Below are 20,353 nucleotides of genomic sequence, written 5' to 3'. Positions count from 1 at the left end.
GGGGTGACCAGGATGCGGGAGCCGCCGGGGCATTGTCAATCCGCGTCGAGGAGCGCCTCGGGCCGCCGGCGGCGAGCCGCCGCGCCTGCCTCCCGCGCCGGCCCGAGCGCCACGGTTCGGCGTGGCCGCCCCGCGCCGCGGCCGCTGCGCGTGGCGCTCGAGGGCGAGGGCCTCGGCCGCGCGGTCGCCCGCCAGGACCGCGTAACGGGCCGCCTCGTCGGCGCGCCCCGCTCGGGTTACTTGGCGACCTTCATGACGGCGCCGCTGCTGAAGTCGTTGGTTCCCCAGTAGACGCTCGTCGCGTCCACCGCGATGGTCCACGGGCTCGTCTGTCCGGTCGCGAGGGTGATCGGGGTGGTGCTCCCCCGCCGGAGCGCCATGATCGTCCCGTTCGCGCTGTCGACCCAGTAAATCCCGCTCTCGTCGATCGCGATGTCGGTGATCCTGCCCTGTCCGGCGGCGATCACCGCCGGCGCGCCGCCGGCGATGGGCACCGACATCAGCGTCCCGTTGTCGAGGTTGCTCCAGTAAACGTTGCTCCCGTCGACCGCGATGGCGAACGGGAACCCCTGCATGGACGCGAGCACCGTGGTCGTGGAGGTCGCGAGCTCGTGCTTCCGGACGCCCGTATCGCCGCCATAGTTGTTCGTCCAGTAGACGTTGTTGTCGTCGACCGCGACGCCGCGAGGGTTCATCTGGCCGTTCGCGTGGTTGGTGATGCGCCCCCCGCCGGCCGGCATCGAGGAGACATTGCCCTTTCCGTCGGCGAAGTCGATCCAGGTGACGACCCCGCGGCGCACGACGAAGTCGTTCACCTTGTTCGTGCCCTGGTAGAGCACCTGCTCCACCGTCGTGCCGCGCGGCAGCAGCTTGAGCGCCGCATCGGGGACGAAGATGGTCGACCAGTAGACCCCGTTCGGGTCGACGGCGATGCACTCCGGGTTCCGCTGGCCCGTCGCCAGCGCCATGGGGGGCCCCCCCGCGAGCGGCACCGACATGACGTTGCCGCTCGATTTCGCGGTCCAGAACACCGCCATCGGGCCTACCGCGATGCTGTACACGTCCCGCTGCCCCGTGGCCAGCGCGACCGGCTCGCACCGGCCGGCGTGACACGCCCCGCCCTGGCAGTCATGGCCGCATTCGCCGCAGTGCTCCGGGCTGCTCTGTGTGTCGACGCACTGTCCTTCGCATGTCACCGCCGGGGACATACAAGGACCTGTCGACGCGCTCGACGAAGCGCTCGTCGCGCCTGCGCCACCGCTGCCGCCCTCGCCGCCGCTGCCGCCCGCTGCGCCGCTGCCGCCCGCGCCGCCGCTGCCGCCCTCGCCGCCGCTGCCGCCCGCTGCGCCGCTGCCGCCCGCGCCGCCCGGACCGCCGCCGCCGCCCGCGCCGCCGATCCCCGCGCCGGCGCCTCCATCACCGGCGCCTGAGAACTCCCTGACCTGCGGCGAACAAGCGATCACGAGCGTGAGGCTGAAAGCGAGGGCGAGCGGCCGACGTAACGTGGAATGCATCGGAGGGTCTCCAGGGCGAAGCGTCCGCACGAGCGAGCCTCGATCCTGTGCAATCGTGCGACGAAGCGCAACCACCTTGGCGATCCACCCGATTCGATCGGGCCGACGGCAGGACGAGAGGAGCGGCGCATGGAACTCGAGAAGACGATTCCGCGCTCGGCGAAGGTGGCTCTCGCCTCGTTCTCTTCAATGCTCAGCCAGGATCGCGCCCGGGGATCTCCGGCCGCACGCGCACGCTCTTCCACCGCGCGAGCTGCACGAGCCCGGCGGGCGCGCCGCGCGGCTTGCTCACGTCCGCGACCCGGCAGACGTGGACCTCCACCTTGGCGGCGCTCCTCGCCTTCGAGTACCACGCGGCGATCGCGGCGGCGCGCTCGACCACCTCCTTCGGGACCTCCACGCGCTCGGGGTTGCGCACGATGACATGGCTGCCCGGCGTGCCGCCGGCCACGTGCAGCCAGAGGTCGTGCGGCGCGCCGATCTCGAAGGTGAGCGCGTCGTTGTCCTCGTCGCCGCGGCCGACGAGCACCTCGAAGCCATCGATCGTGAGCGTGCGGTACGGCCGCCCCTTGCTGCCCATGCCGGCCCTCGCCGTCAGCCGGACGCCGCGCCGGCGCGCGGCCCGGCGCCCGATTGCGCGGGCCTCGCCGGGGCTCTCACCTCGCCCGTCACCTCGGCGGCGAGCCACGCGAGCAGGTCGCGCACGACCTCCTCGCGGTTGATCTCGTTCAGCATCTCGTGTCGCCCGCCGGGGTAGAACCGCTGTGTCACCCTGCGGAGGCCGGCGGCGCGGTACGCCTCGATCATCTGGGTGACGCCCCGGAGCAGCCCGCCGACCGGGTCGCGAGAGCCGGAGAAGACGTAGATGGGCAGGTCCTTCGGGATCTGCGCGAGCCGCTCGGGCCGCGCGAGGTCCACCATCGCGTCGAGCAGGTCGACCCAGAGCGAGGTCGTCGCGGGGAAGCCGCAGCGGGGATCGGCGATGTACCCGTCGACCTCGGCGCGATCGCGAGAGAGCCAATCGAACGGCGTGCGCGTCGGCGCAAACACCTTGTTGAAGCTATCGAAGCTCATCGTCTGGAGGATCTGGCTCTTGCCGCGCTCGCCCAGCCGCCTCCGCTCTGCGCGGGCCACGAGCCGGCCCGCGTCCACGAGCGCGTTCGCCTTGCCCGAGGCGCCGGAGAGCACCGCGCCGTCGATCGAGCCGCCGTGCTCGATCAAGTACCTCTGCGCGAAGGCGGCGCCCATGCTGTGGCCGAAGAGGACGACCGGCAGGCCAGGGTGCTCGCCCCGCTCGCGCGCGATGAGCTGCGCGAGATCGCGGACGACCCGCTGGAAGCCGCCCTGGCTCGCGAAGAAGCCGAGCTCGTCGCTCCCGCGCGCCGTCGCCCCGTGGCCGCGGTGGTCGTTCGCGTAGACGGCCCATCCGGCGGCGCAGAGCGCCTGCGCGAGGCGCGCGTAGCGGCCCGCGTGCTCCGACATGCCGTGCGCGATGTGGAACACGCCGCGCGCCGCGCCCTCCGGGAGCCAGCGGTACACGAAGAGCTCTCGACCGTCGTCCGCCTGAAACGTGAAGGTGTCCGCGGGCATCGGGAGCGGACCCTACCACCGCTCCGCGCTCGGCTGACCACGATTCTCGATGCTTCGGCGCCAGAAAGGAGTTTTCGGTACGGTCCTCCATGGCATGACGTTCGCACAAGAGCCCGGCCATGCCCGAGCGCCGATCGTTGCCCGTGCTCTCGTTGCGCGACACCGTCCTCTTCCCTGGGATAGCGACGCCCATCACGGTCGGACGGCTGAAGACGCTCCGCGCGGTGGAGGCCGCTCTCCGGGTCGAGGGAGAAGACAAGCGCATCTTCGCGGTCGCCCAGCGCGACGCGGCCGAGGAGCCCACCGCGGGCGGCCTCTTCTCGATCGGCGTGATCGCCCGCATCACCCAGGTTCAGCGCTTCGGGTCGGGCCTTCAGCTCGTGCTCTACTGCGAGCGGCGAGCGGCCGCGCCCCGCTACACAGAGGTCGACGGCGTGATCCGCGCCCCCGTCATCGAGCTCGCCGATCTCCCCCTCCGTCCAGAGGAAGACGGCGCCCTGGAGGCGCTCTCCCGCGAGGTGCGCGAGCGCGCCGTCGAGTACGGCCGCCACCGCGGCGCGCCCGAGGACGTGCTCAAGCAGTTCGTCGGCAGCATGTACGGCCCGGCCGAGCTCGTGAACCACATCGCCTTTTACTTGGACCTCCCGACCCCCGAGAAGCAGGCGCTGCTCGAGATCCTCTCGACGGAAGAGCGGATGCGCAGCCTCGCGCTGCACCTCTACCGGCAGATAGGCATCGTGGAGACCCAGGAGAAGATCAGGACGACCGTCGAGGAGGAGCTCGGCGAGCGGCAGCGGGAGATCTACCTCCGCGAGCAGCTGCGCGCGATCCAGAAGGAGCTCGGCGAGGAGGACGACGAGAACGCCGCGGCACGTCTGGAGCACAAGCTGCAGCGGGCCAACCTGCCGCCGGAGATCCTGCAGGAGGCCCGGCGCGATCTCGCGCGGCTGCGGCGCATGGGACGGGAGACGTCGCCCGAGGCGCAGGTCCTCATGACGTGGCTCGAGTGGGTGGCGGATCTGCCCTGGAACCAGCGGACCGATGACCACGTCGATCTCGATCGGGCAAGGGCGGTCCTCGACGAGGATCACTACGGCCTGGGCGACGTGAAGGACCGCATGCTCGAGTTCCTGGCCGTCCGGAAGCTTCGCATGGATCAGGCGAGGAGCGAAGGCGAGCGGAGCCGCGCGGTCTCCCGCGGGCCGATCCTGCTCTTCCTCGGCCCGCCCGGGACCGGCAAGACGTCCATCGCGGAGTCGATCGCGCGGGCGCTCGGGCGCAAGTACGTCCGCGTCTCGCTGGGCGGGGCGCGCGACGAGGCGGACATCCGCGGCCACCGGCGCACGTACGTGGGCGCGATGCCCGGGCGCATCCTCCAGGGCATCAAGCGGGTGGGCTCGAAGAACCCTGTGATCGTCCTCGACGAGGTCGACAAGCTCGGCGCCTCCTTCCAGGGCGATCCCGGCGCGGCGCTGCTCGAGGTGCTGGATCCCGCGCAGAACGACGGCTTCGTCGATCACTACCTCGGACTGCCGTTCGACCTGTCCGAGGTGCTGTTCATCTGCACGGCGAACTTCCGGGAGACGATCCCTCCTCCGCTGTTCGACCGGATGGAGACCGCGCTGTTCGCCGGATACACGGAGCAGGAGAAGCACGAGATCGCCCGGAAGTACCTGCTCCCGCGCCAACGGAAGGAGTGCGGGCTGCACGAGGAGCAGCTGCGCGTGACGGGCGCGGCGCTCGGCGGGATCATCAGCGGATACACGCGCGAGGCGGGCGTACGGCAGCTGGAACGGACGCTCGGCGCGCTGGCGAGGAAGGCCGCGCGGAGGATCGCGGGCGGCGAGATCGAGCGGGCTCTTGTGAGCGCCGAGGCGGACGTGAAGGATTTGCTCGGCCGCGCGAGGATGCGCCTTGAGCGGAGGCTGCAATACGATCAGCCCGGTGTCGCGACCGGCATGTATTACACGCAGATGGGTGGCGATATCATGCACGTCGAGGCGAGCGTGATGCCCGGCAAGGGCGATTTCGTCCTCACGGGGCAGCTCGGCGACGTCATGAAGGAGAGCGGCCGCGCGGCGCTGAGCTATGCGCGCGCGCACGCGGCGGAGCTCGGCGTGCCGTCCGACCGGCTGCAGCGTCGCGACATCCACATCCACGTCCCGGCGGGGGCGGTGCCGAAGGACGGGCCGAGCGCGGGCGTGACGATGGCGGTGGCGCTTGTGAGCGCCCTGTCGGGCAGGCCGGTGAGGAGCGACATCGCGATGACGGGGGAGATCACGCTTCGCGGGACGGTGCTGCCGATCGGGGGGATCAAGGAGAAGGTGCTCGGGGCGCACCGGGCGGGGATCTTCGAGATCCTGCTCCCGGCGGACAACGAGGCGGATCTCGACGATCTGCCGGCCGAGGTGAGGAGCTCGCTGGAGTTCTACCTTGTGAACACGCTCGACGAGGCGATCGCGCTCTGCCTGCGGCTCCGCTCGATCCCCCTGGAGGCCCCCGGGGAGATGCCGCACGCGCGGGCGTCCTGAGGCGGAGCCGGGCGGTGCAGGCGCGGCGCACGGGCGATCGCCTCGTGCCCTCGAAGGGGCGCCGGGGCCTGAGCCACGGGCCCTTCAGGGCCACCATGGCGGCCTGGAGCGCCCGCTCCGGGGCGCGGGCGAGACACGGCGTGCCTGCCGGGCGCGCGCTTCAGGTGGGCGGGTGGGAGGCCGGCGTGCCCTGGGAGACCGGCGTGCCTCCGCCGCCGAGCGCGTCGGCCAGCGCGGCGGCGGCCGCGGCGGCGAAGGCGTCGTGTGTGGCGGGCTCGGTCCAGCGCACGGCCTCGCGGGCGTCGAGCGCGTGGTGGGTCTCGACGAGGATGGAGGGCATGGCGGGGCGGCGCAGCACGAAGATGCGCTGTCCCGGGGGGTGCCGGTCGACGAAGACGCCTGGCTGGGCGGTGTCCGGCTCGTACAGGCCGCTGTAGGCGGCGCCGTCGTAGGGCAACAGGCCTGCTTCCTCCATGCGCCTGGCGAAGCCGCGCGCGAGGGCGAGCCGCAGGGCGCAGAGGGCGGGATCGCCGTCGTCGGACCAGAGCACCGCGAACCCCGGCGCGGCGAGGCTGAGCGGGCACTGGCGGCCCTGGCCGGGCGACCACGTCTCGGTCCTGCCGCGCACGTCCGAGTGCAGGCTCACGAAGGCGTCGGCGCCCCACCGGGCGGCGTCGTCGACGCGCTCCGCGTAGGGCAAGGGCCGGTCGCCGGTCCTGCCCACGCGCGCCTCGAAGCGGCCCGTCGCGTTGAGCCGCTCGGCCAGCGCGCGCGCCGCGGCGAGGGTGAAGTCCTGCTCGTCGACGCAGAAGCAGGAGACGTTGCCGGAGTTGCCGGGGGCGCCGTGGCCGGCGTCGAGGTAGATGCGGCGGACCCCGAAGTCCGGCGGGAACACGGCGGAGGGGGCGACGACGCGGGCTCCTGGAAAGGGCCACCCGCTCGGCGCCATCGGGAGCTTGAGGGCGCGCCGCGCCGCGGTGTCGCGCGGGTGTCCAGCGGCGAACCCCCGTGCGAGGGCGGCGGCGCCGGCGGCGCCGGCGAGACCGAGGACGAGCTTCCTGCGCGAGAGCACCGCAGCTCCGCTTGCTATCAAAGGCGGGGCGCGACGTCAGGTTCTCGGCAAGCGAGCGTGGGCCAGGTGACGGAGGGCGGCGCGCCGCTCGACGCCGTGGGATCGCCCGGGACGTCTGCGCGATCGTGCCCCCGGCGCGTTCCTCCGCACCTCGTGCCAGATCCTGCTACTGGGCCGGCGTGTAGCAAACCTCGAGCTTCGGCCGGCGCGCGACGTTCACTTGCTCGCTCGAGCGGATCTCGGTCCGACCGTTCACATCCTGGAGCGCGATGCCGTAGTTCGGGGAACCATCCACCCAGGACTGGACGAGGGCCGCCACGCTGGCGGTCACGACGGCATCCGCTTGGGCGGCGGTGGAGATCGTGGCCTCGACGGCCGGGGTATACCCGGGGAAGTTGCCGGCGTGAGCGGTCGACTCCTGCCAGGGGCCGTTCACGCGGTGCACCTCGATGGTGGTGGCGCTCGCCTTCCACGGGTGGGACAGCGAGAGGGTCGCGGACTCGACGTCGGAGCCCGCCGGGATGAACGACAGATCGAAGGCCAGCACGCCCGGCATCGGGCCCTCCGGCAGCGTGTTCGTGACGATGTACGGGTAATCACCGTACGCCCACGAGACGCCAGGCTGGATATGGGTATCCTGCACGCTGCCGTAGGTGCCGCGCTGCACGACGACGCACTGGGCCTGGACATCGCAGGCGTCGCCGATGCCGTCGGCGTCGGCGTCGGCCTGGGACGGGTTGGGCTGCGCCGGGCAGTTGTCGCACGAGTCGAACACCCCATCGAGATCCGTGTCGGCGGCGACCACGGTGACATTATCGAGGAGCGTCCCCTGGCCGTTCGAGACGCCCAGGTCGTTGAACTGGAGGCGCGTCGTCGTGCCGGAGGCCACGAGGGTATAGGTATAATTGACCCATGCGGAGCTGGCGGTCGTGAGCGTGGCCACCGGCTGGCCGCCCCAGACGACGCCTAGCACGTTCTGGCTCGCGTTCGTGCCGGGGCGCGCGGCGAAGGCGAACCGGAGCTGGTAGGTCGCTCCCGGAACGGTCGTGAGATTCTGATAGACGCCGCTCGAGTCCGTGGCGTCCAGCTCGAGGTGCTGGGCGCCGTGCGCGGGGCTCATGCCGTTCGAGTGGTCATGGATCTGGATCTGACCATAGGCGGCCTGCCAGCCGGAAATCGAGCCGTTGTATATCGACGACGTGCCGGACCACACGTCCGGCGATTCGAAGCTGCCGTTCGTGACGATGTTGCCGGAGGGGAGCACCGAGCAGGAGACGAGCGCCGCCGCGCCCTCCCCGATGGCGTCTTCGTTGTCGTCGTGCGGCTCGGCTGTAGCCATGCAGCCGGAAATCATCGAGGCGAGCGCGAACGTAAAGGTAGAGATCGACAACAGATGATAGGCGGTCCTCATGGGAGAGCTCCTCGTTGCGGCGCCGGCATGGGCGGCGCCGCGTTGTGCGGCGAGCTGCCGCACGTTGTGGACTTTAAAAATACTATTTCCAAACAGGGAAGACGCTGATACGGTGCTCCATTTGCCCGGAGGCGGAGCGCTGAAGGAGTCATTCGTCAACCAGCGCGTGCGGCACGACGGCACGACGAGACGGCCGTTACCAGGCGCTCGCCTCCCGGATCGTGGCAGACCTCGTGCCCCTGGCCCCCAGGAGGATCTCACCCCCTTGGGGGGATGAGGGCCGTCGCCGGCCGGGCGAACGATGGACGAAGTCGGGCGAGCGCGGTCACGAGCGACTCTTGCAGCAGTCAGCCGTAGCGCTGTCTGGTTATATCACGAAATGGGCGCGCGGATCATCGTCTTTCGCACCAGCCACCACCACAACGCAAAGGCCTGTCCCCTGATCTCGTGAGAAAAAGATCCATTGTGGGCACCGAGGGCGCGGAGGGAAGAGGAGAGAGAGAAATTCTTCATCTCTCAGCTTTCCCCTGCGCCTCGGCGTTTCGGCGTTTCGGCGCTTTCGTTGCCTCTGCGATTCAATTTCGCCACGTCACGGAACTGGGGCAAAAATGGACACTGGGGCAAAATGGGGCGGCCGGGCCCGCTCACCCCTCACCCGCTCTCCGCTCCCGCAGCGGCACGAGCAGCCAGAGAAAGACCACCGAGATCACGGTCCCCAGGGCGAACAGGCCTGCATAGCCGAGCCGCTGGGCCAGCGCGCCCGACAGCCACACCGCGGGCGATTTCCCGAGCACCTCGACGCTGGCCAGCAGCGTATAGTGCGTCGCGCCGACCGACCGGCGGACACGCGACATCATGAATGCGAACACCGCCGTCGTGAGGGCGCCGCCGAAGAGGTGCTCGGCCACGGTGACGGCGACGACGGCCCCCGCGGTGGGCGACCCTGCCGCGGCGAGGTACCACTCGCCCGCCATCGCGACGGTCCGCAGCGCCGAGGTCGCCCCGACGGCGGCGAGCAGCGGGATCCGCTGCGACAGGAGGCCTCCCGCGAGCGAGCCGGCGATCGACGCGACGAGGCCGTAGGTGCCCACCCAGAGGCCGATCCGGTGCGGCGGGAAGCCGGCGTCGACGAGGAACGGCTTGAACATCATGTCGACCATCGCCTCGCCGAGCTTGTAGGTCCCGAGGAACGCGACGACCCAGAGCGCGCCCGGCGCCCTCAGGGCGGCGAGGACCGTGGCGAGCACCTCGCGGAGCGACCGGCGCGCGCGCGCCTCGACCTCGGTCGTCGGGGGCTCGCGCAGCGCGAGCGAGGCCATCGCCGAGAGGAAGACGAGCGCCGCCATCGCGCCGAACTGGCCACGCCAGCCGATCCAGGCGCTCGCCCACACGAGCAGGCCTCCGGCGACGAGCATGCCGACCTTGTAGCCGACCACCTGCGCGGCGTTCGCCAGGCCGAGCTCGCCGTGTCCGAGCAGGTCGATCGCGAGCCCGTCGACGGCGATGTCCTGGGTGGCCGCGAGCAGGTTCATCAGGAAGACCAGCGCGAGCAGGACGCCGAGGTGGCGCGACGGCGGGACGAACGCGGCGGCCGCGCACGTGAGCGCGAGCAGCACCCCGAGCGGCAGGATCCACGAGCGGCGCCTGCCGATCCGCTCCCAGCCGTAGCGGTCGACGAGCGGCGCCCAGAGCGCCTTGGCCGCCCAGGGGAGCGCGAGCGCGCCGGCGAAGCCCACGCCGGAGAGCGAGACGCCGCTCGCCCGCAGGAAGACGGGGAGCGCCGTCGCCTGAAAGCCGAACGGGATGCCCTGCGCGAAGTACAGCGCGGCGAGGGCGGCGATCTTGCTAAAGTTCGTTCGAGTAGGCGTTCGACTGGGCGTTCGAGTGGGCGTTCTATCCTGCATTCGAAGGTGCGTTCGACTGGGCGTTCGGTCCGTCACGAGCCAGAATCGTAACCGGGCGGACGAGGCGCGGTCGCATGAAACGTCGACACTGAGGTTCGATCCCGATCGAGGATGTCGATGACCACACCGCGCCGACTCCCCACGTCTCCCGATCGCGCGAGTCTGGCCCGATGATCGCGGACACGTTCTCTCCGCGGTCGCTTGCGCCGGCGGGGGAGGTGCGGGTGCGATGGCTGGGCACGGCGGGGTTCGCGATCGAGCACGCCGGCACGGTCGTGCTCATCGATCCTTACGTCACGCGCGCCTCGCTCCGCCGCTGTCTGCTCGATCGGCTCGTCCCCGACGCCGCCGCCATCGCTCGCCACGCGCCGCGCGCCGACGCCATCATCGCCGGCCACACCCATTTCGATCACGCTCTCGATATCCCGGAGATCGCGCTCCGCACGGGGGCCACGGTCTTCGGATCCCGCTCCGCGGCGGCCCTCTGCCGGGCCGCCGGCGTCCCCGCGGCGCGGGTGCGCGACGTCGAGCGCGCGCCGGGGGGCGAGCCCGTCGTCGCCGAGGTCGGCCCGTTCGAGCTGCGCTTCTTCCCGAGCGCTCACTCCCGCCTGCTGCTCGGCCGGGTCCCCTTCCCTGGCGACATCTCCGATTGTGACCAGATCCCTCTCCGGGCCGAGCGCTACCGGTGCGGCGCCGTCTTTGCGGTGGAGATCCGGGTCGCGGGGCGGCGTATCGTCCACCTGGGCAGCGCGGAGCTCGTCGAGGCGGGCCTCGATTGCAAGGAGCCCGATCTGCTCCTGCTCTGCGTGGCCGGCTGGACCGCCTCGCGCCGCTTCCCCGAGCGCGTCGCACGCGCCCTGTCGCCGCGCGCGGTGCTCTTCTCGCACTGGGACAACTTCTTCCTTCCCATGGATCGCCCGGCCATCGCGCTTCCTGCGATGCAGGGAGAGCGGCTGGCGGAGCGGCTGGGCCGCGCGTCGCGCGACGTGAGGATGGGCGTGCTGCCGCTGCTCGGCGAGGTGTGGATTTAGGAGCCGCTTCCGGAAATCGTGTTTGTCGAACGGGAGGCTCTACTCACACGGGCGGCCGCCTCGCCGGGTTCGATGCGCCTGGTCCATAGGCGGTCGTCGACTTATTCGAGGACCGATTCGAGCCGGCGAGCTCATCGACTGCTGCTAGAGCACCGAACAGGCTGAAACTTGCCTGAATTCAATGGTCGCGAGCCCCTACCGATCTGCCAGGAAGCAAGCTCCAAGGGCAAGGAATGCAGGAAAGAGAGCAACCGCAAGGGCGCAAGGGGCGCAAGGGACCAGAGACGAGATATATTCTTGCCTTCCCCTTGCGCCCCTCGCGCCCTTGCGGTTGCTCTTCCCTTGACGGGCCTGTCGAAACGATGCGACCAGCATCGCCCCCGCTGGTCACTTTCCGTGAGTGAGCGACAGAAGGCCTCCTTGGCCCTCACACCGGGTTCGCGCTGAAGAGCGCAGACACATAACCGCCCTCCCCCGGCTCACTCCGGACACGCCGCGTCGCACCCCTCGCCGCCGCAGTCGACGCCGAGCTCGTCCCCGTTCTCCACGCCGTCCTTGCACATGGGCGGCTCGCACGCTCCGGCCCAGCAGACCCCGCTCTCGCAATCCTCGCCGGACGCGCACCCGCGGCCGTCCGGGCAGCGACGAGGGCACGTGCCGCTGCAGTCGACGCCGGTCTCATTGCCGTTCTTCACGCCGTCGTCGCACGTCGGAGCCTTGCAATGGGCCATCGCGCACACCCCCGACTGGCAATCCGCCCCGACCTTGCACGGGTCCCCGTCCTTGCACGGCTTGCACGGTCCACCGCAGTCCTGCGACGTCTCTCCGCTCGCCGCGTCGAGCGCCTGGTTGACGCAGTGGACCGGCACGCAGAGCACCCCATCGCACGCCAGCCCGTCGGGACAGTGCAGCGCGGGATCCTCGGCGAGGCACTCGACGCAGCGCCCCTTGTAACACCGACCCGAGCCCGAGACGGGGCAGATCACGTTATCGAGCGGCGCGCTGAGCGGCTGATCGTAGTCGCAGAAATCGGTCGTGCACTGGTTGCCGTCGTTGTACACGTCGTAGGCCGGCACGCTGATCACGTTCCCGTCCCAGGTACACTCGTCCTGCTTGCAGTCGCCGCGGATCTGCAAAGTGAGCCGCCCCGGCCTGGTCTCGATCTCGCATCGCCCCCTCACGCACCGCCCCGCGCCGCACCGCGGGTCCGGCGGCCCTGGGCAGTGCGCGTCGCGTTGGCACCACCGCGTCGGTGGGTCGATCACGCCCGAGCACTCCGGCGTCCCTTCCGCACACTCCTCGCAGGACCGGCACTTGAGAAAGCAGTCCGGCTCCTTCTCGCCCGGCGGGCAGCAGATCACCTGGCCCGGCTCGGCGCACACGCAGCTCTCCTCGATGCAGACCGTGCCCGGCACCATCTGATGGCTGGACAGGCAATCGTCCGTGGTCGCGCAGTCGCCACCCATGTACGGGACGTCACCGCACGCAAAAGGAAACCCCAGTGCCGTGAGAGAAAGAATCCCCACGACCCAATGCTTGACAGAGATCATCGCGTGTCCAGTCCTCCGGCACAAGGCTGTGCAACCGGCGCCCTGGCGGCCCCAATCCGCCGGGGTGTCGTTGGCCTGATCCTCGAACGGGCGCAGTATGCCGCGCCCCGCCCGCCGCCGTCACGCAAGTTTTCGACAGCAGACCTCCTGGGAATGCCGGCGTCCGCTCAGGCGCCGCGACGGCGCGAGAGCGTGCTCCCGGATCGCGGCGGCGCCCTCCAGCCCGTGCTCGCATCGCCGTGGCAAGGCTCGGCGTCCCCGCGGCGCGCGTCGGGTCGCGCTCGCAGGCGACGTCGTGCAGCCCAAGCCGCACGGCGGCCAGCGCGCTCCACCACCTGCGCCAGCACCGACTCCGAGCCCCAGAGCGAGAAGGGAAAGGTCACGCGGTGGCCGTCCGCGTCGCGCGAAGGCCGAGCCCGCGGCGCGCTCCAGCATCGGCAGGCGGCGGCGCTTGTCGAGCAACCAGGGGTTCTCTTCCTTGATGTCCGGGTCCAACTCGAACGGCCCTCGAGGCGGTGGCGTCAGCCCGCACTGAAGCTCATAGACGAGCTCGTCCAGCCGCACCCGCCCGCAGCGTCCTCCGCACGGGGCCTTTGCTGCACTAGCTGTGGAGGTCGAGGTGCACGTCGGCAAGATCGACGAGGCCATGGGCTCACGACATCGAAATATCGATCTCGGGGAACCCGACGCACTCCATTTCGAACCGCGAGAGCCGGCCAATTGCCTCATACTTGGATAGCATCGTCGGGATCAAGTAGAGCGCGCCATACAGCGCTTGAAATGCATCGATGCCGGCTCCATGGGACTTATGGGTGTCCCCCGCCCCAGTGACTTCTACGTCAGCTTCCCAGCACAGGGCTGCTGACCTGTACTCGGGCGCCCAGACTCGAACCTGGATATTTTCTCGGCTCCCGTTCGGTAATGTTAGCATGATGGAGCGTTCCGCGATCGGGTCCGGCATGACCACCAGCTAGCGCACTGGTAGGCAATGTCAAGTGCCCGAGCTCAGCAGGAGCTTAGGCACTTCTCCTGCCCATTGTTGCGCGCCTGTACGCAGATGCTCTTCAGGAACATGGGCGCGCGCTCTTCACAGTAAAGATCCCATCGGCTCGATAGCGCGAGGCATGCAGTAGGGCAGCTGGATCTACACTTATTGTGGCCAGCGGCTCGACCTTGCATGTGTTCCCGCAGGCACATAGCTGTTTCCCCATGCGTCAAGAGCGCGGCTCCGCCTGCCGCTCCACACATGAGCTGCCAGATGTCGGCCCCATCGTCCACCGCATCTTCGCACCTGCCTCGTGTGGCTCGAACTTCCATGGGGTCAACCGCGGTACGACTCTCCTCATCAGGCACAGCCTCCGATCCCGGTGTCGGGTCCAACGCGCACGCGGAGATGGAACAGCAGATTATGACGGTGGTGATGGCGTCGAATTCTCGCATGTCGGCACCTTGCGATCGGCGTGCCGGTCTGAGGTGTGCTGGCGTGGGGCGCGTCATCAGCGCTGCGTTTGCCCAGGTCTTTAGGGCAAAGCGTAGGTGTGCACGACGCCGCGTCAATTTATCGCCATCATCATCTATGCTGAATCTCGTGTCTTTGCTGGCCCTTGGTCAACCGGCAATCGATGGATGGGAAGAACGCATCATGATGCCGGGTCCTCCATCGATTTGCATGAAAGCCAGCCCTCGCGGCGGCCGCATCCCGAGCTTGCCACCATAACTACAGCACTCTAGCGCTAAGGTAATGGGTGTTCTCTGGAGCAGACGGTGCCGCGCGGCATCCAGGTCAAGGAGTGACGGCGCTGGCATCGCCCTGGCCCGAGCTTGGCCGCGCTGCCGGCAAGGGATCGAGGCGAGGTGGGCGGCGCCTTCTCCGCGGCAGCGGGGGCGCTGGGGTCGAGGTGCGCGTCGGCGAACTCGGGACGTCCGCCGTCCAGGTGGTCGAACTCGGCCACGCCGCCCCCGAGGGCGAAGGGCGAAGGGCGGAGCGGCTGGCGTCGGCGAAACGGGCGCCGCGGGGCGCTCCTCGGCCGGGCTCATCTCCTCCGGGTAGAAGCGCCGCGCGAGTTCGGGGACGTCGATGCCCACCTAACCGGGACGGCGCGGCCGCCCCGATGTTCACCTGGCGCGCCGGCGGGTCCGGCTGTCACGCGATCGGTGGCTGCTCCGGCGCGCCCGGCGCCGCGGCCGGCGGCGGAGTCGCGGCCGGCGCCGACGTCGGCGCGGCGGGCTCGTCCTCGCCGGTCTCGGGATTCACATCCGCGATCGCGCGCCGCGAGCGCAGGTATTGCCCGATGGCCTCGTCCTGCTGAAGGATCGGCGCGAGCAGCGCGAGCCGGGCCTCGGTCCCCTCGCGTGTGCGCTCGTGGTGCTTGCCCAGGATGATGGCGACCGCCTCGAGCAGGAGCCCCTGGCCCTCGGCGCGCGCCGCGCGCACCCGGCCCCAGTCGATGAGCGACGGCGGCGGCGCTTCGAGCGCCTCGCGGTACTGGACGGCGAGATCCGCGAGGCGGGTGACCAGGCGGCCCAGGCCGAACTCCCTCACCGCCGGGGCGAGCTCGCCCTTGAGCAGGGCGGCGATATCATCGACGGCCGCGAGCTCATCGATATAAGGCAGGGAGGTGATCGCCTGCACGCTCACCGGGAAGATCGGCTTCAGGAAAGCCGCCACCTCCTTGTGGACGGGATCGTCGGGCGCGGCGCCCTGCGTCTGCGCGACGACATGATCGCGAATCGCGCCGAGCGTGCGGTCGACGAGCACGTCGATGCGCTGGGCGGCCGGGTTCGCCCCCGTGGCCGCGGGCTCGCCCGCCCAGCGACGCTCCATCGCGCGCGTGGCGAGGTCGTGCTCGATGGCGACGTCGCAGTGCTTCACGAGCTCCGTGAAGCGCTGCACCTTGGCGATGGCGCGGACCTGACGGAGCGCGAACAGCCGGCGGCCGGTGGTGAAGACATACAGGTTGAAGATCGACTCGAGCGTACCATCCATGAAATCCTCCCTTCGGGGGAAGCGGAGAACGTACACGGAAGGAGCCCACGGTCGGCAAGCGGAGACCATTGAATGGTGAGCGGATAGCACGGAGTCGACGCGCTCGAGCTATCGAGCTATCGAGCCAGCTCCGCTCACCGTGGCGCTTTCGGCTCGCTGCCCGATCGCCAAGGCGAGCGCATCGCTCGACGAGGATCCGGCCCCTGTTTCCAGTCCTCCGGGAGCAGGGGCCTGTAGCTCAGGGAAGCGTCACCGCGGCTTCCGGTCAGACGTGTTGCAGGGCTCCGCTCGTACAAGCTGCTCGAGGGGGTTCGACCCTCCTCGAGCCTGGCCTTGGGCCTGGTCGTAGGAGGCTCGACCCCCGTCCAACCTGACCTTGGGCCTGGTCGCAGGGGGTTCGACGCCCCTCAAGCCTGGCCCGGCGCCTGCTCGCAGGGGGACTCGAGCCCCGTCCAGCCTGGCCTTGGGTCTGATCGTAGGCGACTCGATCCCCGTCCAGCCTGGCCTTGGGCCTGGTCGCAGGGAGGCTTGACCCCCCTCAAGCCTGGCCCGGCGCCTGCTCGCCGGGGGGTTCGACCCCCGCCAGCCTTGACCTGCACACCGACTGGGGGCGCATTGACCGCGGGGGGGAGCCCTGCGAACCTAGACTCCCGAAAGGGGAGGCGATGCCCGGCATATCAGGTGCAAAGCTGTCCGCCATCCTGCTCGCGGCGATGTGGGGTACGTTACGGTTCCGGCTTGCACGATCACGATCGGCCCCGGGCAGGGTGACGCGGCCGCGGAGGGGAGCGCGGCGGGCGACGACCGAGAAAGCCGGGAAGCGAGACGACGCCCGAGGCGCCAGGTGAGCCGGAGGCGCCGGCCGAGCCAGAGCAGCCGGCCGAGCCAGAGCAGCCGGCCGAGCCAGAGCAGCCGTCGTTCGAGGACCTGGATCCGCAGGAGCTGGCGCTCGCCTCGGCGAAGGCCGGGTTCGCCGCGTATTACCTGACAGGAACCGTGGAGTCGCTCGGCCTCGACCCCGCCACGCTCGACGAGGCCACGCTCGCACAGCTCGTCGAGCAGTACCTGCCCCTGGCGGCGGCCGAGGCGGACAGGTGGCTCGAGAGCCTCGACCCCGCCACGCTGCCGCTAGCCGTCATTCCGCGGGGCGAGTGCGAGGAGAAGTTTGGCTGCCCCTACAGCACGCGGTGTCAGATCAACCCGCCACCCGTGCGCCACGCCTGCTTCGTGACCGACTGCGATGATGCAAAGTGCCGCCAGTGCCCTGAGGTGTTCAGCGAGATCGCATCGCGCCTCATCTTCAAGTCCTGGTGTTCATACGTCTGCATACAAACCGGGATCTCCCCGCCCCCGGTGGTCGCCGTTGGCATCGGCTTCATCACCTACTTCGGCGGCAAGTTCTCCGGAGTCATCTGTCTCCCCCCGTGAGGCCTGCTATGTGCAAGCGTGACGAGGAGTGCATCCAGGAGTTGGCGGACGCGATCTACGAGAGCTTCAAGGCCCAGGATCCCACCTATGCGACTCCGCGGACCAAAGCCGGGATCGACGAAGCCATTAGATTCGCGACGCTCGTGGCGACCGTCCAGCTCACCATGGGCATCCTGGCCGCGCGACGCTTCCGAGCGAAAGTTGTGCAGAAAGCACCGATGCGAGACAAGCTCCTGGATCTCCTCGACAGGTATCTCGTGGCGGTGACTACAGTCAATACAGCAGCCGATGCGCCAATCCTGCGCACCATCGAGCTCACACGCCAGATGCGCGGCCTCTTGGAGACGTGGGAGTTCAGCCTCGACGCCCCGGAGCCGATCGTGAGCGTCGCGCGCGCGTGGCTCGCGGCCTACGAAACTCCCGAGCCACCCGAAGGCTGGGACGAGTGGCCTGGCCTCGACGTCGTACCTCCTCCGTTCGAGCTCGCTGAGCAGCCCTCGCGAGGCGGCCCGTAAGCCCCCGGACCGGCGCCATCTCGGCAGGCGCCAGGATCGAGCATTCGCTTCAATCGGTTCCTCGCGCCCCACGCCTGTCCGTCGTCGCGGCTGCATCGCGGCGAAGGTCATCGGCATCCAAGCCGAAGCCTGTCGTCATGCGAGGTGAGGCCATCGTTATTACCCGGCCGCGAACCCGTCATCATCGGCCCGGGACGCATCGTTCCACGGCCTGGCCCCGCCCTCCTACGCCCCATCACGACCCGGCCCTCAAGAACGCCACCTTGATCCGCTTCTTCCCCCACCCGGAGAACTTCACGGTCGCGATCGGATCCGCCCCCGGATCCACGCTCTCCACCACGCCCGGCCCGAACCGCTCGTGGTACACCCGCATCCCGCGCCGCAGCGCGAGCCCCTCGCCGCCCTCTGCGCCCGGATCGACGGCCTCGCGCTCGACATACCGCTCGCCCGGCGCCCGGTCGGGCACGTCCATGCCGCGCACCGCAGCACCCCTCGCCGGCTCGCCCTCCCGCGAGAACCGCGGCCCCCCGAACCGCTCTTCGCCCTGCGCCTGCGCCCCGGGCCTCCGCTCCCGGCCCTCCCACGAGCGCTCCGGGCCGCCGAACCGGGGCCCGGACGCGGCGTACCCGCCGCCCCCGCCGAACCCGCCCTCGACCCGGCGCTGCGCCATCATGCTGGCGGGCGTCGCGATCCCGCGCACCGAGGCCGGCGGCAGATCCGCGAGGAAGCGGCTCGGCAAGCCGTAACGCGTCTGGCCGAAGATCGCCCGCCGCGCCGCGTGCGTGATCCAGAGCCGCTCGCGCGCCCGCGTGATCGCGACGTACGCCAGCCGGCGCTCCTCCTCGATATCGCCCTTCCTGTTCGGATCCTGGCTCCGGAACGGGAATAGGTCCTCCTCCATGCCGGTCAGGAACACCGCGTGGAACTCCAGCCCCTTCGCGGCGTGGATCGTCATCATCGCCACCTTCGGCACGTCCGCGAGCGCGTCGACGTCCGACACCAGGCTCACCCGCTCGAGGTAACCCGCGAGCGTCGCCTCCTCGCCCGCGGCGATCGCCTCCGACTCGTAGTCCACGAGCGACTGCACGAGCTCGCGCAAGTTCTGGAGCCGCGCCTCCGACTCGACGCTGTCGTCCTGCTCGAGCACCTTGGCGTAACCCGACCGCGCGAGCACCTCCTCCGCCAGCGCGCTCGGCGACGCGCTCTTCGCCTCCGTCATGAGCCCGAGGATCAGATCGCGGAAGCCGAGCAGGCTGCGCTTCGCCGCCGGCGCGAGCGGCGGCAGCTGGCCCCCCGGCATCGCCGACGGAGGCACCCTCCCCTCCAGGAGCGGGTCGATCGCCTCGAACAGCGACACACCGAGCAGATCCGCCGCCTGGATGAGCTTGTCGACCGTGCTCTGGCCGATCTTCCGGGCGGGCACGTTGATGATGCGGTTGAGATCCACGTCGCTCTTGGGGTTCGCGATCACGCGCAGGTACGAGAGCAGGTTCTTCACCTCCGCCCGCTCGAAGAAGCGCGTGCCCCCGATGATCTGGTACGGGATGCGCGCCTCGCGCAGCACCTCCTCGAGCACGCGCGACTGCGCGTGGATCCGGTAGAACACCGCGATCTCGTTCGGCGAGACGCCCTCGGCGATGAGCTCGCGGACGCACTCGACCACCCACGCCGCCTCGTCGTGCTCGCTGTCCGCCGCCACCACGTCGATCGGCGTGCCGTCCTGGTTCGCCGTCCAGAGCTCTTTCGGCTCGCGATCGGACGCGTGGCGGATCACGCCGAGCGCGCCCCGCACGACGTGCCCGATCGAGCGGTAGTTCTGCTCGAGCTTCACCACCGTCGCGTGCGGAAAATCGCGCCGGAAGCCGCGGACGATCCGGACGTCCGCGCCGCGCCAGCGGTAGATGCTCTGGTCGTCGTCGCCGACCACGCAGAGGTTGTCGTGGCTCTTGCAGAACGCCCGGACGAGCCGGTACTGCACCTGGTTCACGTCCTGGAACTCGTCCACGAGCACATGGCGGAAGCGCCCCCGGAGATCCTCGCCGGCGAAGCTCGTCGGGTCCTCCGCGATGCGGAGCACGGCGAGCAGGAGATCGTCGAAGTCCACAGCGCTCGCCGCCTTGAGGTGCCGCTCGTACGCCTCGAAGCACCGCGCGATCGCGTCGTCGAAGTAGCCCTTCCGCTCGAACTCGGCGGGCCCCCGCCCCTCCTGCTTCTCCGCGTGGATGCGCGAGAGCACCTGGCGGGGCGGATAGCGCCGATCGTCGAGGTTGAGCTCCTTGAGCACGCGGGTCATGACCGCCCGCTGATCGTCGTCGTCGTAAATGACGAAGTTCTTGTCGAGCCCGGCCGCCTCGTGGTGCCGGCGCAACAGGCGCGCGCACACCGCGTGGAACGTGCCCACCCAGAGGTCCTTCACGATGTCGGCCCCGATGAGCCCCTCCAGCCGGCGCTTCATCTCGGTCGCCGCCTTGTTCGTGAAGGTCACCGCCAAGATCCGGTAGGGCGGGACACGGTGCGTGACGATGAGGTTCGCTATCCGGTACACGATGACCCGCGTCTTGCCGCTCCCCGCGCCCGCGAAGATGAGGAGCGGCCCCGCCGCGTGGCTGGCCGCGCGCGCCTGCGGCTCGTTCAGCTCCTCGTAAGGAAGGCCAGGCTCGGGCGGCGGAGAGCGGTCGGCGTCGTGTTCGGCAAAACGATCCACACGGGGTCGCTAGCACGACCTCCGCGGGAGCGGGAGCCCGCCGAGCCCCGGAGACCCCCGCGGCGCTCCCCGGTTTTTTCCCCGGCAAATCAGGCCCGCTGGCCGTAACCTCGCACG

General features: G+C 70.0%; 14 protein-coding genes. 4 read left to right on the top strand and 10 right to left on the bottom strand.

Going from position 1 to position 20,353, the window contains the following annotated elements; translation table 11 throughout:
* Window positions 1-236: 236 nt before the first annotated feature.
* The 3 genes from WME90_RS05125 to WME90_RS05115 form a co-directional block, all read right to left on the bottom strand.
* The gene (locus tag WME90_RS05125; protein WP_437279940.1) at window positions 237-1,514 is read right to left on the bottom strand and encodes a hypothetical protein; all 1,278 of its coding nucleotides are present in this window, start codon (window positions 1,512-1,514) and stop codon (window positions 237-239) included.
* A 193-nt stretch (window positions 1,515-1,707) separates the two neighbouring features.
* The gene (locus tag WME90_RS05120; RefSeq protein WP_437279939.1) at window positions 1,708-2,094 is read right to left on the bottom strand and encodes an NFACT RNA binding domain-containing protein; all 387 of its coding nucleotides are present in this window, start codon (window positions 2,092-2,094) and stop codon (window positions 1,708-1,710) included.
* 14 nt (window positions 2,095-2,108) lie between these two features.
* Complete coding sequence (locus WME90_RS05115; protein WP_437279938.1) at window positions 2,109-3,104, bottom strand: lysophospholipase; 996 nt, start codon at window positions 3,102-3,104, stop codon at window positions 2,109-2,111.
* Between the two features lie 119 nt (window positions 3,105-3,223).
* Here WME90_RS05115 and lon point away from each other — a divergent pair, with 119 nt between their 5' ends.
* Window positions 3,224-5,635 (top strand): endopeptidase La, encoded by a 2,412-nt coding sequence (gene lon / locus WME90_RS05110; protein WP_437279937.1) that lies wholly within the window; start codon window positions 3,224-3,226, stop codon window positions 5,633-5,635.
* A 160-nt stretch (window positions 5,636-5,795) separates the two neighbouring features.
* Here the strand turns inward: lon and WME90_RS05105 are convergent, their stop codons facing one another.
* From WME90_RS05105 to WME90_RS05095, 3 genes are all read right to left on the bottom strand, one after another.
* A complete protein-coding gene (locus tag WME90_RS05105) occupies window positions 5,796-6,707 on the bottom strand; it encodes an N-acetylmuramoyl-L-alanine amidase family protein (RefSeq protein ID WP_437279936.1) in 912 nt (303 codons plus the stop codon).
* 166 nt (window positions 6,708-6,873) lie between these two features.
* A complete protein-coding gene (locus WME90_RS05100) occupies window positions 6,874-8,046 on the bottom strand; it encodes a DNRLRE domain-containing protein (protein ID WP_437279935.1) in 1,173 nt (390 codons plus the stop codon).
* Window positions 8,047-8,762: 716 nt separating this feature from the next.
* The gene (locus tag WME90_RS05095) at window positions 8,763-10,022 is read right to left on the bottom strand and encodes an MFS transporter (protein WP_437279934.1); all 1,260 of its coding nucleotides are present in this window, start codon (window positions 10,020-10,022) and stop codon (window positions 8,763-8,765) included.
* A gap of 170 nt (window positions 10,023-10,192) precedes the next feature.
* On the opposite strand from WME90_RS05095, the gene WME90_RS05090 reads away from it, so the two are divergent.
* Window positions 10,193-11,053 carry an MBL fold metallo-hydrolase gene (locus WME90_RS05090; RefSeq protein ID WP_437279933.1) on the top strand — a complete coding sequence of 287 codons (861 nt, stop codon included), beginning with the start codon at window positions 10,193-10,195 and terminating at the stop codon, window positions 11,051-11,053.
* A gap of 479 nt (window positions 11,054-11,532) precedes the next feature.
* Here WME90_RS05090 and WME90_RS05085 read toward each other — a convergent pair whose 3' ends face one another.
* The 3 genes from WME90_RS05085 to WME90_RS05075 form a co-directional block, all read right to left on the bottom strand.
* Window positions 11,533-12,579, bottom strand: coding sequence for a hypothetical protein (locus WME90_RS05085; protein WP_437279932.1), 1,047 nt, complete (start codon window positions 12,577-12,579; stop codon window positions 11,533-11,535).
* 676 nt (window positions 12,580-13,255) lie between these two features.
* Window positions 13,256-13,564: a DUF6968 family protein gene (locus WME90_RS05080; RefSeq protein ID WP_437279931.1), complete on the bottom strand. Its 309-nt coding sequence runs from the start codon at window positions 13,562-13,564 to the stop codon at window positions 13,256-13,258.
* Window positions 13,565-14,746: 1,182 nt separating this feature from the next.
* Window positions 14,747-15,589 (bottom strand): hypothetical protein, encoded by an 843-nt coding sequence (locus tag WME90_RS05075; RefSeq protein ID WP_437279930.1) that lies wholly within the window; start codon window positions 15,587-15,589, stop codon window positions 14,747-14,749.
* 996 nt (window positions 15,590-16,585) lie between these two features.
* On the opposite strand from WME90_RS05075, the gene WME90_RS05070 reads away from it, so the two are divergent.
* Window positions 16,586-17,017, top strand: coding sequence for a hypothetical protein (locus WME90_RS05070; RefSeq protein WP_437279929.1), 432 nt, complete (start codon window positions 16,586-16,588; stop codon window positions 17,015-17,017).
* A gap of 41 nt (window positions 17,018-17,058) precedes the next feature.
* Window positions 17,059-17,532, top strand: a complete 474-nt coding sequence (locus WME90_RS05065; protein ID WP_437279928.1) for a hypothetical protein — start codon at window positions 17,059-17,061, stop codon at window positions 17,530-17,532.
* A gap of 235 nt (window positions 17,533-17,767) precedes the next feature.
* Here the strand turns inward: WME90_RS05065 and WME90_RS05060 are convergent, their stop codons facing one another.
* Window positions 17,768-20,236, bottom strand: coding sequence for an ATP-dependent helicase (locus WME90_RS05060; RefSeq protein WP_437279927.1), 2,469 nt, complete (start codon window positions 20,234-20,236; stop codon window positions 17,768-17,770).
* Window positions 20,237-20,353: the final 117 nt, after the last annotated feature.

The organism is Sorangium sp. So ce375, from assembly GCF_051473855.1.
GTDB lineage: Bacteria > Myxococcota_A > Polyangia > Polyangiales > Polyangiaceae > Sorangium.
This window is presented reverse-complemented; position numbering and strand designations above follow the sequence as displayed.

Coding starts and splice junctions, on each gene's coding strand:
- WME90_RS05125 (WP_437279940.1), bottom strand. CDS start 1,514: ATGCATTCCACGTTACGTCGGCCGCTCGCCCTCGCTTTCAGCCTCACG.
- WME90_RS05120 (WP_437279939.1), bottom strand. CDS start 2,094: ATGGGCAGCAAGGGGCGGCCGTACCGCACGCTCACGATCGATGGCTTC.
- WME90_RS05115 (WP_437279938.1), bottom strand. CDS start 3,104: ATGCCCGCGGACACCTTCACGTTTCAGGCGGACGACGGTCGAGAGCTC.
- lon (WP_437279937.1), top strand. CDS start 3,224: ATGCCCGAGCGCCGATCGTTGCCCGTGCTCTCGTTGCGCGACACCGTC.
- WME90_RS05100 (WP_437279935.1), bottom strand. CDS start 8,046: ATGGCTACAGCCGAGCCGCACGACGACAACGAAGACGCCATCGGGGAG.
- WME90_RS05095 (WP_437279934.1), bottom strand. CDS start 10,022: ATGCAGGATAGAACGCCCACTCGAACGCCCAGTCGAACGCCTACTCGA.
- WME90_RS05090 (WP_437279933.1), top strand. CDS start 10,193: ATGATCGCGGACACGTTCTCTCCGCGGTCGCTTGCGCCGGCGGGGGAG.
- WME90_RS05080 (WP_437279931.1), bottom strand. CDS start 13,564: ATGCCGGACCCGATCGCGGAACGCTCCATCATGCTAACATTACCGAAC.
- WME90_RS05075 (WP_437279930.1), bottom strand. CDS start 15,589: ATGGATGGTACGCTCGAGTCGATCTTCAACCTGTATGTCTTCACCACC.